Raw genomic sequence first — 12,332 nt, 5'->3', positions numbered from 1 at the left:
TTGGATGCTGTCCTGTTGTTGCGCGGTCAGTTTCGTACCAGAAGTTCGGCGAGACACGCCTCGACCGGCGTATAGGTCTGGCCCGGGCGCAGTGGCGGGAGGGCCGCTGGCCAGTAGTCGACGATCGGCCATACGGGTTGTTGCTGGGGGCGTGTCTGATCGCCGGACGTGTTGCGTCCGTGGATCTCTCGCCGCACTTGTTCGAGGTGGGCCTGCAACCGCTTGGGTATGTCGGGTCGGCGGTTGAGGCGTTCGGGGTTGGGTGGTGCGCCGGGTTCGGCGTTCAATCGCCAGAGGCAGCGGCCTTCGTCTGGCCCGGACCGGACGATCCGGGTGGTGTATTGGCCGGGTTGGTCGCCGACCATGCGGTTGTGGCGGGGACAGGCCGGTGCGAGGTCATCGATGTCGGTGAGTCCGCCCTCGGCCCAGTCTCGTTCGGCGTGATGAAGCTCGATGTGGGTGGCGGGCTGATCGCACCCGGGAGCCGAGCACACTTCCCCATCGGGGCGGGCGAAGGAGACGAGGCGTTGTTCGCGGGTGGCGAGGCGTTTGCCGCGCCCGAAGTACAGCGGAACGGTGGTGGCGTCTTTGAAGATCGCCAGCCACGGTTGCATGTCGGCGGCCATCGCGATCAGGTCCCGGACGGGTAGCAGGGTGCCGGTGGCGGTGGTGGCGAGTCCGGCTTCTCGGATCAGGTCCCCGAGGTCGGCTTTGATGATCAGTTGCACGGGCAGGCCTCGGTGCGAGGTGCCGAGTGTGCCGTCGGCGAAGCCTGCGGCCAGTGCGGCGTCGAGGGCGTCGTGATTCGTTTGGGCGAGAGTGCGACCGTCGCGGTCGGCTGCCGAGGCCAGGGCGTCGGGGTCGGCGGTGCCGGCCGGTCCGCTTGGTGAGGCGGGGTCGTCGGGGTTGTTGAGTCCGGGTTTGCCCCACACGGCGAACATCATCGTGAGTCGGGCGGCGAGTGCGGGGGTCAGGGTGCCCGAGATTTTGGCGGTGCCGTCAGCGCGTTGCCGTCCGATCCACAGGCCGCGGCGTCGTTTCTGGTCGGTGTCGTCGGTCAGGGTGCCGTCGGGGTCGAGGTGAGCGAGCAGGCGGGCACCGAGTTGGGTGATGTCGGCGGGTGTGTGGTCGGTGGCGATCTCGGCCATCTGTCGTTCGGCGGCGACCTTGATGTCGTGGTCGATGGTGCCCGGGATGCGGTCGAGGACGTCGAGGGTGGCTTGTACGTGTGCGGTGCCGACCGCGCCTTGTGCGAAAGCTTCGGCGAGGCAGGGGTATTCGGGTGGGAGGAGTTCGCCGCCGAGGCTGGTGCGGTGGGCGGTGGCGTCCATCTGCTTACGGCGTCGCATCGGGTTCGACACCCGCAGCTGGTGTGTCATGTACTGCATGAGGGTGCGGCAGCCGGCCTTGCGGGGCAGGTCGCGGGCCTCGACCTGATCGATCTGCCGGTCACCGGCGACGGTCAACCGTGCGATGGCGCGTTCGGTTTCCGCGGTCACGTCGGCGAGTTCGGCATCGGTACACGGTGACAGATCCACGGTCTGCAACTTGTCGAGGGTGCGGTGGAGATCGGCAACCAATTCGACCGCACGAGGGGTCGGCGCGTCGGTGCCGACGTCTCGTTGGGAATCGAACACGACCTCACCCCCTGTGGTGAATCGAATGTGGGTCCAACTCTACCGGCTATTAGGTTGGTGTGCAACGAATTTCGTCTTCTCGTGGGTGACGGACGGTTGTCGGTGGGGGATGGTAAGGCGGTTCGCGCCACAGCGCGGAGTGCATCATCTCAGCGGTCTGGTAAGCCGCGAGCACCAATCCGATGGCGTGCGGCATCCGGCACCGATACCGGCGGCGAGATGGCCCGCACCCTAGAGATCCTCGCTACGCGACGCGGACGATCCCTCTGCGCGAACATGTCATTCCGTTACGCCACGGGGAACGGGTCGATCAGTATCGGCGACCTCGGACATCTCCAGATGTTCGGGCCGCGATTTGGAGCGTCGACGTCGAAGGCCTCGTGGCGGCGGATGAATCGGAGCTCCTGGGTGCACTCGGGTACGCGGTGGACTTCGCGCGGCACTGGCAGCCTCCCGACGAGGAGGACATCCGCTATGCCGCAACAGAAGTCGTTGCGGTGCTCGAGCTGATAGCGGGGGTGCTGCTCCGCCATCCGGTCTGTGCATGGTGGGACGACCCGGTCGATCTCGCGCTCCAGCGCGTGATCGCCTACCCGTTCGGAAACGAGGCGCTTCCGGAGTCCGCCCTGCCGTGCCGGAGCGAGTGCGTGCGGTGGGATGAGTGGCGGGCCCACGTCGAAGCCGGCGAGGCGCGCTCGCGTCGGGAGTTCGAGCGCAATCCTCACCGCGCGTTCAGTGACGAGTGGTGGTCGACGCCGTAAGCCGCGGGGACGGTGCAGACGACGCGTGCCCGCCCGGGCCTCGGCGCGTTGCAGCTCGTCGCCGAGGAAGACACCTCGATCGGAGAGGAGGCCCGAGTCTGGACGGTGTCCGTCGGCGAACCCGCGCGGGTATACGAAGTCGCGGCACCCGCGGACTGGGCTCGGCTGGTCGACCACTACCCACTCGAGGTGACCGCGTCGAGGAGATGGAACTGGTACAACACCTCCGGTCGGCATCGCCGCTGGTTCATGCCCGACTGGAAAGCCCTCGCCGCTGACTTCGACGCCGTCCATGTGAGCGTCAGCGGCTATCTGACGAGCGCCGGGATCGAGATTGCGCTCGAGAGGCGGGAGGGGGCGACCGTGCTGGCCGGCTGGGGTCCGGACACGACGTGGTGGCTCAACCCAGGTGCCACCCACATCGACCATGTACCCGTGCTGTGGCGTCGTGACGACGAACGGTGGGTTCCAGCGTCCGGCGGGTGACCGATCAACCCGATGACCGTGTGCGGCCGGTCGTGTCGTCGTACCGTTGACCATGCATTCCGACGTCTCCTGGCTCACCGTCGTGCGGCGGCTTCCGTTCACCGTGGCTCTCGCGGCGGCCCTGCTGATCGTCGGTGCGACGACCGGATCGCTGTGGGGTAGGGCGAACGACAAGTCGTGGTATCACGAGGTGGCCTTCGGGCTCCCGGCGCTCCGAGAGGGCAAGTGGTGGACGCCGGTCAGCTCCGCGTTCGTCGAGCCCGGACCCTGGCTGTACCTGCTGGCGCTGGTGGCGGTCGTCGTCGGAATGGGTTGGGCCGAATGGCAGTTGGGCACCGTGAAGGCCGTTCTGGTCGGTGTGGGCGGCCACCTGATCGCATCCCTGCTGACGGTGTTGCTGCTGTGGTTGCTTTCCTCCGAGGTCACGTCGTGGCGGTGGGCGGAGCAACTCGCGGAGTCGCGCGCCACCGGGGTGGGGGCGTTGGTGGTCTCGGCGGTCGCGGTGGCCTCGGCGACCGTGCGTTCGCCCTGGCGGCTACGTGTCCGGGTCCTGTTGGGCGCCATCGTCTCGGTCGCGTTCCTGTTCGAGGGGACCCTCGCCTCGGTCGAGTACGTTCTCGCCGCGATCATCATGCTGATCGTGGGGGAGAAGTTCTTCGCCACCAACGAACACGGTTGGGTGCCGCGGACCCGGCGTGAGGTCCGCATGCTGGGTTTCGCTGCCCTGCTGGTCATCGCGGGCGCGAACCTCCTGGTGTTCCTGTTCCCGGGCAGCGGGCCGCTCGGGCCGACCGACGCCGGGGACGACTCGGTCTTCACGATGCTCATCGGCCTCGTCGTCAACGTGCTCATCGCCGATCAACTCCGGCGGGGTAAACGGTGGGCGTGGTGGGTGGCCGTCGTCCTCGGTGCGCTCAACGTCATCGCGACCCTGCTGGCGGTGATCCTGGTGGTCTTCACCGACGTGTCGTCGGAGGGCGCCGTGACGCTCGGAACCACGTTGCTCTGGGTGCTGGTCCTGGCCATCCTGATCCCCGGCCGGTTCGCGTTCGCGGTGCCGTGGCGCGTGCGTCAGGTCGGTGCGTCCGTCGACGGCGACGACCCGGTCGCCCGCGTCAAGGAACTGCTGCGCGCGCACGGCGGCGGCACGATGTCGTGGATGACGACCTGGCCGGGCAACAGCTACCAGTTCACCGGCGCTGCGGGCGATCTCGACGACCAGTCCGTCGTGACCTACCGAAAGCACGTCGGGACCATGGTGGCCCTGGCCGACCCGGTGTGCGCATCCGAGCGGTTGGCCGACGCCGTCGACGCCTTCGTCGACCTCGCGGAGAGCGCCGGCGCGACTCCGTGCTGGTTCTCGATCGGTTCGGCGACCTCGGAGATCGTCACCGGACGCGGATGGCTCAGTGTGCAGATCGCCGAGGACACGATCGTCGACCTGCCGGGTCTGGAGTTCAAGGGCAAGCCCTGGCAGCACGTGCGATCGGCGATGAACAAGGCCACCAAGCAGGACATCTCGATGCGGATGGTCTCGCTGGCCGACGAGTCGTTCGCCGTCAGGACCCAGGTGCGCGCGATCTCGGAGGAGTGGGTGGGGGACAAGGGCCTTCCCGAGATGGGATTCACCCTGGGCAGTGTCGAGGAGGCGATGGACCCCGCGGTCCGGGTGGCACTCGCGGTGGATCCGACGGGCAACGTGCACGGCGTGCTCTCGTGGCTACCGGTGTACGCGCCGGGTGGCGACGTCGATGGGTGGACGCTCGACATCATGCGACGCCGAACGGACGGGTTCGGGCCGGTCGTCGAGTATCTCATCGCGTCGTCGGCAGTCGCCTTCAAAGACGAGGGAGCGCAGTTCATCTCGCTGTCTGGCGCACCGCTGGCGCGAACGGGCGACTTCGACGCCGAGCCGCTCGACAAACTGCTCGACACGCTGGGTGCCGCGCTCGAGCCCTACTACGGATTCCGCTCACTGCACACCTTCAAGAAGAAGTTCAATCCCCGCTACGAGCCGGTGTATCTGGCCTTCCGGGACGAATCCGACCTGCCGCGTATCGGTGTGGCCATCTCCAGGGCGTACCTGCCGGATGCCACGACCGGTCAGCTGGTCCGGCTGGCGGCGTCACGAGGGGAGTGACCCGCCCGCCCCGGCTGTGAAGGCATCGTTCACGGGAATCGCCGCCTGAGTTCACCATCCGGTCGTCTCCGACGGCGAGACTTCGCCAGTGTCATCGGTCGACGAACATGTGCTGCCCGCAACGGGGCGGCGTCCCTGGCGAGGCTATGGGCTGTTCCTCCTGCTCGTCGTGCCGAACCTCGTCCTCCTCGGCGTGTTCACGTATCGACCGCTCGTCGAGAACATCCGGATGTCGTTCTACGACTGGAACATCGCCGAGGCGGGAGCGACGTTCGTCGGGATCGACAACTACCTCGAATGGTTCACCCGTGCCGATACCCGGGTGATCGTCGCCAACACCGTCATCTTCACGGTCGCCGCTGTCGTCGGCAGCATGGTCATCGGCCTGGCGCTCGCACTGTTGCTCGACCGTAAACTGCGCGGCCGAAATCTGGTGCGATCGGCAGCTTTTGCTCCGTTCGTGCTGTCCGGGGCGGCGGTCGGCATCGCTTTCCAGTTCGTCTTCGACCCCAGTTTCGGCCTCGTCAACGACGTGATGGTGCGCCTCGGACTGGGCTCTGCGCCTGACTTCTACCAGCAGCCGTCGTGGGCACTGTTCATGATCACGGTGACCTACATCTGGAAGAACCTCGGTTACGCGTTCGTCATCTATCTGGCTGCGCTGCAGGGTAAACGGACCGATCTGGACGAAGCGGCCGCGATCGACGGAGCCGCCTGGTGGACCTATTTCCGCAAGGTGCTGTTGCCGCAACTGCGGCCGACGACGTTCTTCCTGTCGATCACCGTGCTGCTCAACTCGTTACAGGTGTTCGACATCATCAACGTGATGACCCGGGGCGGCCCGTTGGGCAATGGCACCACCACGATGGTCTACCAGGTCTACGAGGAGAGTTTCGTCAACTTCCGTGCCGGCTACGGCGCCACCGTCGCGACCGTCATGTTCGTCGTCCTGCTGGCCATCACGGTGATCCAGGTGCGCATGATGGACAGGGAGCGCGATGAGGCCCGTCACCACGAGTCCGGTGTCCGGACGGGTTGCCACGCCGGGGCGCACAGACGAGTCCAGACGTCCGCCGGCGGGCCCCGGGCAGAAGCGACGGCGCCCCGGCGGTGAGGCGATGACGCCGGCCACCCGCCGACGACTGGCCGACGCGTGCGGGTACGCGGCGATGACGGTGGTGCTGGTGATCATCGCGCTGCCCCTGGTGTGGATCCTGTTGGCGTCGTTCAAGGCTCGCACCGAGATCTACGTGCAACCGGCCGTGTGGTGGCCGTCGACGTGGCGTCCAGAGAACTACGTCGAGGCCACGACGTCGGTACCGTTCTGGAGCTACCTGCGCAACTCGGTCATCGTGACCTCGATCCTCGGCGTGGCCAAGTTCGTGCTGGGCGTGCTGAGCGCGTACGGGCTGGTGTTCCTGCGCTTCCCGGGCAAGAACATCGTGTTCGTCGTCATCATCGCCGCGCTCATGGTGCCCAACCAGATCACCGTCATCACCAACTACGCCCTGGTGGCCCAACTGGGACTGCGGAACACCTTCATCGGCATCATCCTGCCGCTCGCCGGTGTCGCATTCGGGACCTTCCTGATGCGCAACCACTTCCTGTCCATCCCGCCCGAGATCATCGAGGCGGCGCGGATGGACGGGGCAGGTCACTTCCGCCTGCTCACCAGAGTGGTGCTGCCGCTGTCGATCCCGACGATGGTCGCCTTCGCGACAATCACCCTCGTCAACGAGTGGAACGAGTACCTGTGGCCGTTCCTGATGGCCGACGACGCCTCGGTTGCCACGCTGCCCGTGGGATTGACCCTCCTGCAGAACAGCGACGGTCTCACCAACTGGGGCCCGGTCATGGCGGCGACCGTGCTCGCGATGCTGCCGATGCTCGTCCTCTTCCTGGCCCTGCAACGGCACATGATCAAGGGCCTCACCTCCGGGGCGGTCAAGGGCTGACCGGCCGACACCCCACCAGCCAGAACACCTGGCGCGAGAACACCCCCGCGCGAGAACACCCCCGCGCGAGAACGACTGACACACAGACGATCGAAGGAGACGACAGATGATGAACATGTCCCGGCGCGGGTTCCTCGCCGCGTCCGCGACGGCCGCGGCCGGTGCTCTGGTGGCCGCATGCGCCGGAACCTCGGGTGACGGCGGTTCGTCGTCGGGCGACGCCTCGAAGCTGAGCTTCTGGTCGAATCACCCCGGCAAATCCATCGAGGTCGAACGAGAACTCATCTCTCGATTCGAGGCGGCCAACCCGGGCATCACCGTGCAGCTCGTCGACGCCGGCAAGAACTACGAGGAGGCGGCGCAGAAGTTCAACGCCGCGCTGTCCGGCGGCGCCGTGCCCGACATCATGATCCTGTCCGACGTCTGGTGGTTCAACTTCGCGCTCATCGGCGCGATCAGCCCCCTCGACGATTTCTTCGGCCGTGCGAACGTGAACACCGCCGACTACGTCGATTCGCTTGTCGGCGACTACAAGTGGAACAACCAGACGTGGGCGTTGCCGTACGCGCGGTCGACTCCGCTGTTCTACTACAACAAAGACGTGTGGCGCCGGGCCGGCCTGCCCGACCGCGGCCCGCAGACCTGGGACGAGTTCGACGACTGGGGCCCGCGGATCCAGACCGTGGTCGGCGGCGACAAGCGCGCGCACGGCTGGGGCAACGCGACCGACTACCTCGGATGGACCTTCCAGGGGCCGACCTGGACATTCGGCGGCGCCTACTCGAACGACTGGGAGCTGAAGTTCACCGATCCGAAGACCGTTGCGGCCGCGCAATATCTGAGCGACTCGATCAACACGAAACGGTACGCGAAGATCTCCAACGACATCGCCGGCGACTTCAGCGCCGGCATCATCGCCTCGACCATCGCCTCGACCGGCGATCTGTCGGGCATCACGGAGAACGCCGCCTTCGACTTCGGTACTGCTTTCCTGCCCGCGCCGCAGGGGGTCTCGGGTTGCCCGACGGGCGGTGCCGGTCTCGCGGTCCCGGCCAAACTGTCCGACGAGCGCAAGGTCAACGCGCTGAAGTTCATCGAGTTCATCACCAACACCGAGAACACCGCCTACTTCTCGCAGAATGTCGGCTACATGCCGGTGCGCAAATCCGCGCAGGACGACCCGTCGATGGTCGCGTTCTTGGAGAAGAACCCGAACTTCGCCACCGCCATCGAGCAGCTTCCGCGGACACAACCGCAGAACAACGCGCGGGTCTTCGTCCCCGGCGGCGACAAGATCATCGGCACCGGTTACGAGCGCATCGGCCTGCAGAACGCCGATGTCGCCGCGACCCTCGCCGACACCCAGCGCCAGATCGCGCAGATCTACGAGGCGCAGATCGCGCCGAAGCTCCCGTCATGACGGGCGACGTGGCGGGGCCGGTCGTGGGCCGGCGACGAGGGGGCCGGTCGTGGCATCGGTGACCTTCGACGGCGCGACCCGGCGCTTCGCCGACGGCCAGAAACCCGCCGTCGACTCGCTCGACCTGGCCGTCGACGACGGCGAGTTCATGGTCCTCGTCGGACCGTCGGGATGCGGGAAGTCGACGAGTCTGCGGATGGTCGCGGGTCTGGAGTCCGTCGAGTCGGGGGCGATCCTGATCGACGACGTCGACGTCGTCGGAAGGGCGCCGAAGGCCAGGGACGTGGCGATGGTCTTCCAGAACTACGCGCTCTACCCGAACATGACGGTCGCCGACAACATGGGATTCGCGCTGCGCAACGCCGGGATGAGCAAGGCGGACACCGCGTCCCGGGTCGGTGAGGTCGCCGAGATGCTGGAACTCACACCGCTTCTCGACCGCAAACCGGCGAAGCTGTCCGGTGGGCAGCGACAGCGGGTCGCGATGGGTCGTGCCATCGTGCGACGTCCCAAGGTGTTCTGCATGGACGAGCCGTTGTCGAATCTCGACGCCAAGTTGCGGGTGAGCACGCGTGCCCAGATCGCGGCCATGCAGCGGGAACTCGGCATCACGACGCTCTACGTGACCCACGACCAGGTCGAGGCGATGACCATGGGGCACCGGGTCGCCGTGCTCGATCACGGTGTGCTGCAACAGGTCGGGAGTCCGCGCGAGATCTACTCGCGGCCCGCGAACCTGTTCGTGGCGTCGTTCATGGGCTCACCGCAGATGTGTCTGATCGACGCCCGGGTGGACGCGGGCATCGTACGCCTCGGTGGCGCCGAGGTCCGGGTTCCGCCGTCGGTGCTGTCGTCGGCGTCCGCGGGCGACGTCGTCGTCGGTCTGCGTGCCGAGTCATGGCAGGTGTCGGCTGCACCGCAGGCCGGGAACCTCACCGCAACGGTCGATCTCGTCGAGGAGCTGGGGGCCGAACAGTTCGTCTACTGCAGCGCGGACGTCCGGTTGCGCGGGAGTCGCATCGTCATCCGTGTCGATCATCGCCGGACGATCGAGGTCGGTGACGTGATCGGGCTGACCCCGGAGGTCGACGAGACGTACTGGTTCGATCCGATCAGCGGGGTCGCCCTCGACGACCCGCGTCGTCACGACCTCAGCGCGGGACCGAAACCTCTTCGGTGATCGCGGCTTCGGGCAGGGAGATCCGATCGGGACGGCTGTAGATCACCATCGACTCGCCGCGAGAGAAGCCGACGAGCGTGATGCCGAGATCGTCGGCGGCGTCGGCCGCCAGTGACGACGGCGCGGAGACCGCGCACAGCATCGGGATTCCCGCCATCGCGGCTTTCTGGACGAGTTCGAAGCTCGCGCGGCCGGAGACCTGGAGGACGGTGCCCGACAGGGGTAGTCGGTCGGCGAGAACCGCCCACCCGATCACCTTGTCCACGGCGTTGTGCCGACCGACGTCCTCCCGGACGGCGAGCATGCGACCATCCGCGTCGAACAGCGCGGCGGCGTGCAGGCCACCGGTCTTGTCGAAGACGCTCTGTTCGGCGCGCAACCGGTCGGGGAGGTCCAGGACCGTCCCGGCGGCCACGCTCATGGTGTCGGCGGCGGGATCATGGACCGACGCGGTGTGGACCGCGGCGATGCTGTCCTTGCCGCAGATGCCGCATGCACTCGTGACGGGGTTGGCGCGGACCATCTCGGAACCGGGTGGCGGCACATGCGGGGCGAGCGTCGCGTCGATGACGTTGTAGGTGTTGGCGCCCTGGCCGTCGGTGCCTGCGCAGTAACGGGCCGTCGAGTAATCCGCGCCGGTGGTCAGCACACCTTCGGAGACCAGGTAGCCGGCGACCAGTTCGAAGTCGTGGCCGGGAGTGCGCATGGTGACCGCCAGTGTGTGCCCGCCGACCCGGATCTCGAGCGGTTCCTCGACGGCCAAGGTGTCCGCGCGCTGCGTCGGCTCAGCGTCGCGTCGGACGCGGGTGACGCGGCGGCGTGCGGTGATTCGTCCCACCGGCACCACGGTAGTCCTGCGACTGTTTGTGTCTGCGGTCTCAGACGTCGAGCACCAGGGTGACCGGGCCGTCGTTGACGAGACCGACTTCCATGTGCGCGCCGAAACGGCCGGTGGCCACCGTCGCGCCGGCGGCCCGGAGCGCGTCGACCACCGCGTCGACCAGCGGTTCGGCGACGGGCCCAGGCGCGGCGGCATTCCACGAGGGGCGCCGGCCCTTTGCGGTGTTGGCATAGAGCGTGAACTGGCTGATCACCAGAATCGGGGCGCCGAGGTCGGCGGCGGCCCGTTCGGGGCCGTCCCCGCCGTCGAAGATCCGCAGGCGCCAGATCTTGTCGGCCAGCTTGCTCGCGTGGTCGACGGTGTCGTCGTGCGTGACCCCCACCAGGGCGACGAGGCCCGCGGCGCCGGGCGGGATGTCGAGCTCGCCGACGACCTCGCCGTCGACGCTCACACTCGCTCGGCTGACGCGCTGGAGAACGGCGCGCATCGATCCTCCTTCTCGGTATCTGCGGCCTGACGGCCGTCGTGGACTACGAAAGAACCCGTTGTGCTCGGCGCGAGCCCAATCACTGCTCCCTGAGGAGGCCGGAGCTTGCGGAGGCCGTCACGAAGGGTCCTGGTGAGTCGGTTGCGGAGACCCTTCGTGACGCGCCCTCCGCAAGCTCCGGGCGCTCCTCAGGGAGCAGGGGGCAGGGCGTTCTTTCGGATCAGGTGTGGAGGTCATCGTCAGGGTGTGGAGGTCCGGGTGCGGTGCACGGACGGGGTGTTCAGTCCAGCGCGAACGTGACCGTGACGGTGAAGGTGAGTTCCTGCTGGCCGGGCTCGACCGGTACGGGCGCGGCCGCCACGTCGCGTTCGAAGGTACCGGGCGAGACCGGCTGTTCCTGGCCGCTGGTGCTCTCCTTGATGGTCAGCACGTCGCCGAGCGAGTCGCCGGCGAGACCGGCGTACTGCTGCGCGCGGCCCCGGGCGTCGGTGAACGCGGCTTCGCGCGCCTTCTCGAGGAGTTCCGAGTCGTCGTCGATGGCGAAGGCGACGTTGTTGATGCGCGTGTTGTCCCCACCGGCGGTCGCGGCGGCGCTCAGCACGGTCGACGCCGTCGAGATGTCGCGGATGGTCACGCGGATGGTGTTGGTCGCGGTGTATCCACTGATCTGGCTCGAACCGCCGGGTGCGGGACTCGAATACTGCGGGTTCACCGACACCTGCTGCGTGGCGACGTCCTTGCGCTCCACTCCGGCCGCGACGACCGCGTCGGTGACCGCGGTGACCTTGGCGCTCGTCTCGTTCAGCGCGGTCGTCACATCGGACGCGGTCGCCTCCACGCCGATGTCGGCGCGCAGGGTGTCCGGGGTGCCGCTGACCTGGCCCGACCCGACGACGGTCACCGACCGTGGCTGCCCGCCGGTGTCGCTGCCGCACCCGGCCACCACCAGGACCACGGCGGCGAGCGCCGCGAGGACCGATGTCGTCCGGAGTGCGGGGCGCAGTGTGTCGGCGCCGCGTGTTCTCGTCATCGGTCGACCGGGTCGCGCATCAGCAGGGCCAGGAGCCACCCGACCACCGACACGACGATGGCGCCGAAGATCGCCGACCAGAAGAAGTCGTCGACCTCGAGCCCCCAGTGCGTGGTGTTGCGGGTGATCCACGCGGTGAGCTCCAGCATCAATGCGTTGATGACGATGTGGATCAGACCGAGCGTGAGGATGTAGAAGGGGATCGCGATGATCTGCACGATCGGTTTGATGATCGCGTTCAGGACGCCGAAGATCACGGCGACCACCAGGGCGATACCGACCTTCTCGGCGGTCGTCGAACCGCCCACGAAGTCGATGCCCGGCACGATCAGCGTCGCGACCCACAGGGCCACCGCGGTCAGCACGGTGCGGACGAGGAAGGCAAGCATGCGCGA

12 protein-coding genes are annotated in these 12,332 nt (G+C 67.4%); 7 read left to right on the top strand and 5 right to left on the bottom strand.

Annotated elements, in window-relative coordinates:
• Window positions 1-26: 26 nt before the first annotated feature.
• Entirely contained in the window at window positions 27-1,637 is a 1,611-nt protein-coding gene (locus MVF96_RS17965; RefSeq protein ID WP_247449933.1) for an HNH endonuclease signature motif containing protein, read from the bottom strand.
• Between the two features lie 380 nt (window positions 1,638-2,017).
• On the opposite strand from MVF96_RS17965, the gene MVF96_RS17960 reads away from it, so the two are divergent.
• The 7 genes from MVF96_RS17960 to MVF96_RS17930 all read left to right on the top strand — a co-directional run bounded on the left by MVF96_RS17960 (window position 2,018) and on the right by MVF96_RS17930 (window position 9,579).
• The gene (locus MVF96_RS17960; protein WP_247449931.1) at window positions 2,018-2,398 is read left to right on the top strand and encodes a hypothetical protein; all 381 of its coding nucleotides are present in this window, start codon (window positions 2,018-2,020) and stop codon (window positions 2,396-2,398) included.
• 12 nt (window positions 2,399-2,410) lie between these two features.
• On the top strand, window positions 2,411-2,884 hold the full coding sequence (locus MVF96_RS17955; RefSeq protein ID WP_247449929.1) for a hypothetical protein: 474 nt from the start codon (window positions 2,411-2,413) through the stop codon (window positions 2,882-2,884).
• Between the two features lie 52 nt (window positions 2,885-2,936).
• Window positions 2,937-5,024, top strand: a complete 2,088-nt coding sequence (locus MVF96_RS17950; protein ID WP_247452134.1) for a bifunctional lysylphosphatidylglycerol flippase/synthetase MprF — start codon at window positions 2,937-2,939, stop codon at window positions 5,022-5,024.
• 88 nt (window positions 5,025-5,112) lie between these two features.
• On the top strand, window positions 5,113-6,138 hold the full coding sequence (locus MVF96_RS17945) for a carbohydrate ABC transporter permease (RefSeq protein ID WP_247449927.1): 1,026 nt from the start codon (window positions 5,113-5,115) through the stop codon (window positions 6,136-6,138).
• Between the two features lie 4 nt (window positions 6,139-6,142).
• Window positions 6,143-6,979, top strand: a complete 837-nt coding sequence (locus tag MVF96_RS17940; protein WP_247449925.1) for a carbohydrate ABC transporter permease — start codon at window positions 6,143-6,145, stop codon at window positions 6,977-6,979.
• A gap of 106 nt (window positions 6,980-7,085) precedes the next feature.
• Window positions 7,086-8,399, top strand: coding sequence for an ABC transporter substrate-binding protein (locus MVF96_RS17935; RefSeq protein WP_247449923.1), 1,314 nt, complete (start codon window positions 7,086-7,088; stop codon window positions 8,397-8,399).
• Window positions 8,400-8,448: 49 nt separating this feature from the next.
• Window positions 8,449-9,579, top strand: a complete 1,131-nt coding sequence (locus tag MVF96_RS17930; protein WP_078113311.1) for an ABC transporter ATP-binding protein — start codon at window positions 8,449-8,451, stop codon at window positions 9,577-9,579.
• Here MVF96_RS17930 and fdhD read toward each other — a convergent pair.
• The 4 genes from fdhD to MVF96_RS17910 all read right to left on the bottom strand — a co-directional run bounded on the left by fdhD (window position 9,551) and on the right by MVF96_RS17910 (window position 12,326).
• Window positions 9,551-10,417: a formate dehydrogenase accessory sulfurtransferase FdhD gene (gene fdhD / locus MVF96_RS17925; protein WP_247449921.1), complete on the bottom strand. Its 867-nt coding sequence runs from the start codon at window positions 10,415-10,417 to the stop codon at window positions 9,551-9,553. The two genes, MVF96_RS17930 and fdhD, sit on opposite strands and share 29 nt — an antisense overlap.
• A gap of 40 nt (window positions 10,418-10,457) precedes the next feature.
• Complete coding sequence (dtd, locus tag MVF96_RS17920) at window positions 10,458-10,907, bottom strand: D-aminoacyl-tRNA deacylase (RefSeq protein ID WP_247449919.1); 450 nt, start codon at window positions 10,905-10,907, stop codon at window positions 10,458-10,460.
• A gap of 280 nt (window positions 10,908-11,187) precedes the next feature.
• Window positions 11,188-11,937, bottom strand: coding sequence for an SIMPL domain-containing protein (locus tag MVF96_RS17915; RefSeq protein ID WP_211538375.1), 750 nt, complete (start codon window positions 11,935-11,937; stop codon window positions 11,188-11,190).
• A complete protein-coding gene (locus MVF96_RS17910) occupies window positions 11,934-12,326 on the bottom strand; it encodes a phage holin family protein (RefSeq protein WP_058251965.1) in 393 nt (130 codons plus the stop codon). Before MVF96_RS17910 ends, MVF96_RS17915 begins: the two co-directional genes overlap by 4 nt.
• Between the last annotated feature and the right edge of the window lie 6 nt (window positions 12,327-12,332).

This window comes from Gordonia hongkongensis, from assembly GCF_023078355.1.
Lineage (GTDB): Bacteria > Actinomycetota > Actinomycetes > Mycobacteriales > Mycobacteriaceae > Gordonia > Gordonia hongkongensis.
This window is presented reverse-complemented; position numbering and strand designations above follow the sequence as displayed.

What these genes read in the sequence shown, in the direction of transcription:
- MVF96_RS17950 (WP_247452134.1), top strand. Translation starts at nt 2,937, where the DNA reads ATGCATTCCGACGTCTCCTGGCTCACCGTCGTGCGGCGGCTTCCGTTC.
- MVF96_RS17910 (WP_058251965.1), bottom strand. Translation starts at nt 12,326, where the DNA reads ATGCTTGCCTTCCTCGTCCGCACCGTGCTGACCGCGGTGGCCCTGTGG.
- MVF96_RS17935 (WP_247449923.1), top strand. Translation starts at nt 7,086, where the DNA reads ATGATGAACATGTCCCGGCGCGGGTTCCTCGCCGCGTCCGCGACGGCC.
- MVF96_RS17940 (WP_247449925.1), top strand. Translation starts at nt 6,143, where the DNA reads ATGACGCCGGCCACCCGCCGACGACTGGCCGACGCGTGCGGGTACGCG.
- MVF96_RS17915 (WP_211538375.1), bottom strand. Translation starts at nt 11,937, where the DNA reads ATGACGAGAACACGCGGCGCCGACACACTGCGCCCCGCACTCCGGACG.
- dtd (WP_247449919.1), bottom strand. Translation starts at nt 10,907, where the DNA reads ATGCGCGCCGTTCTCCAGCGCGTCAGCCGAGCGAGTGTGAGCGTCGAC.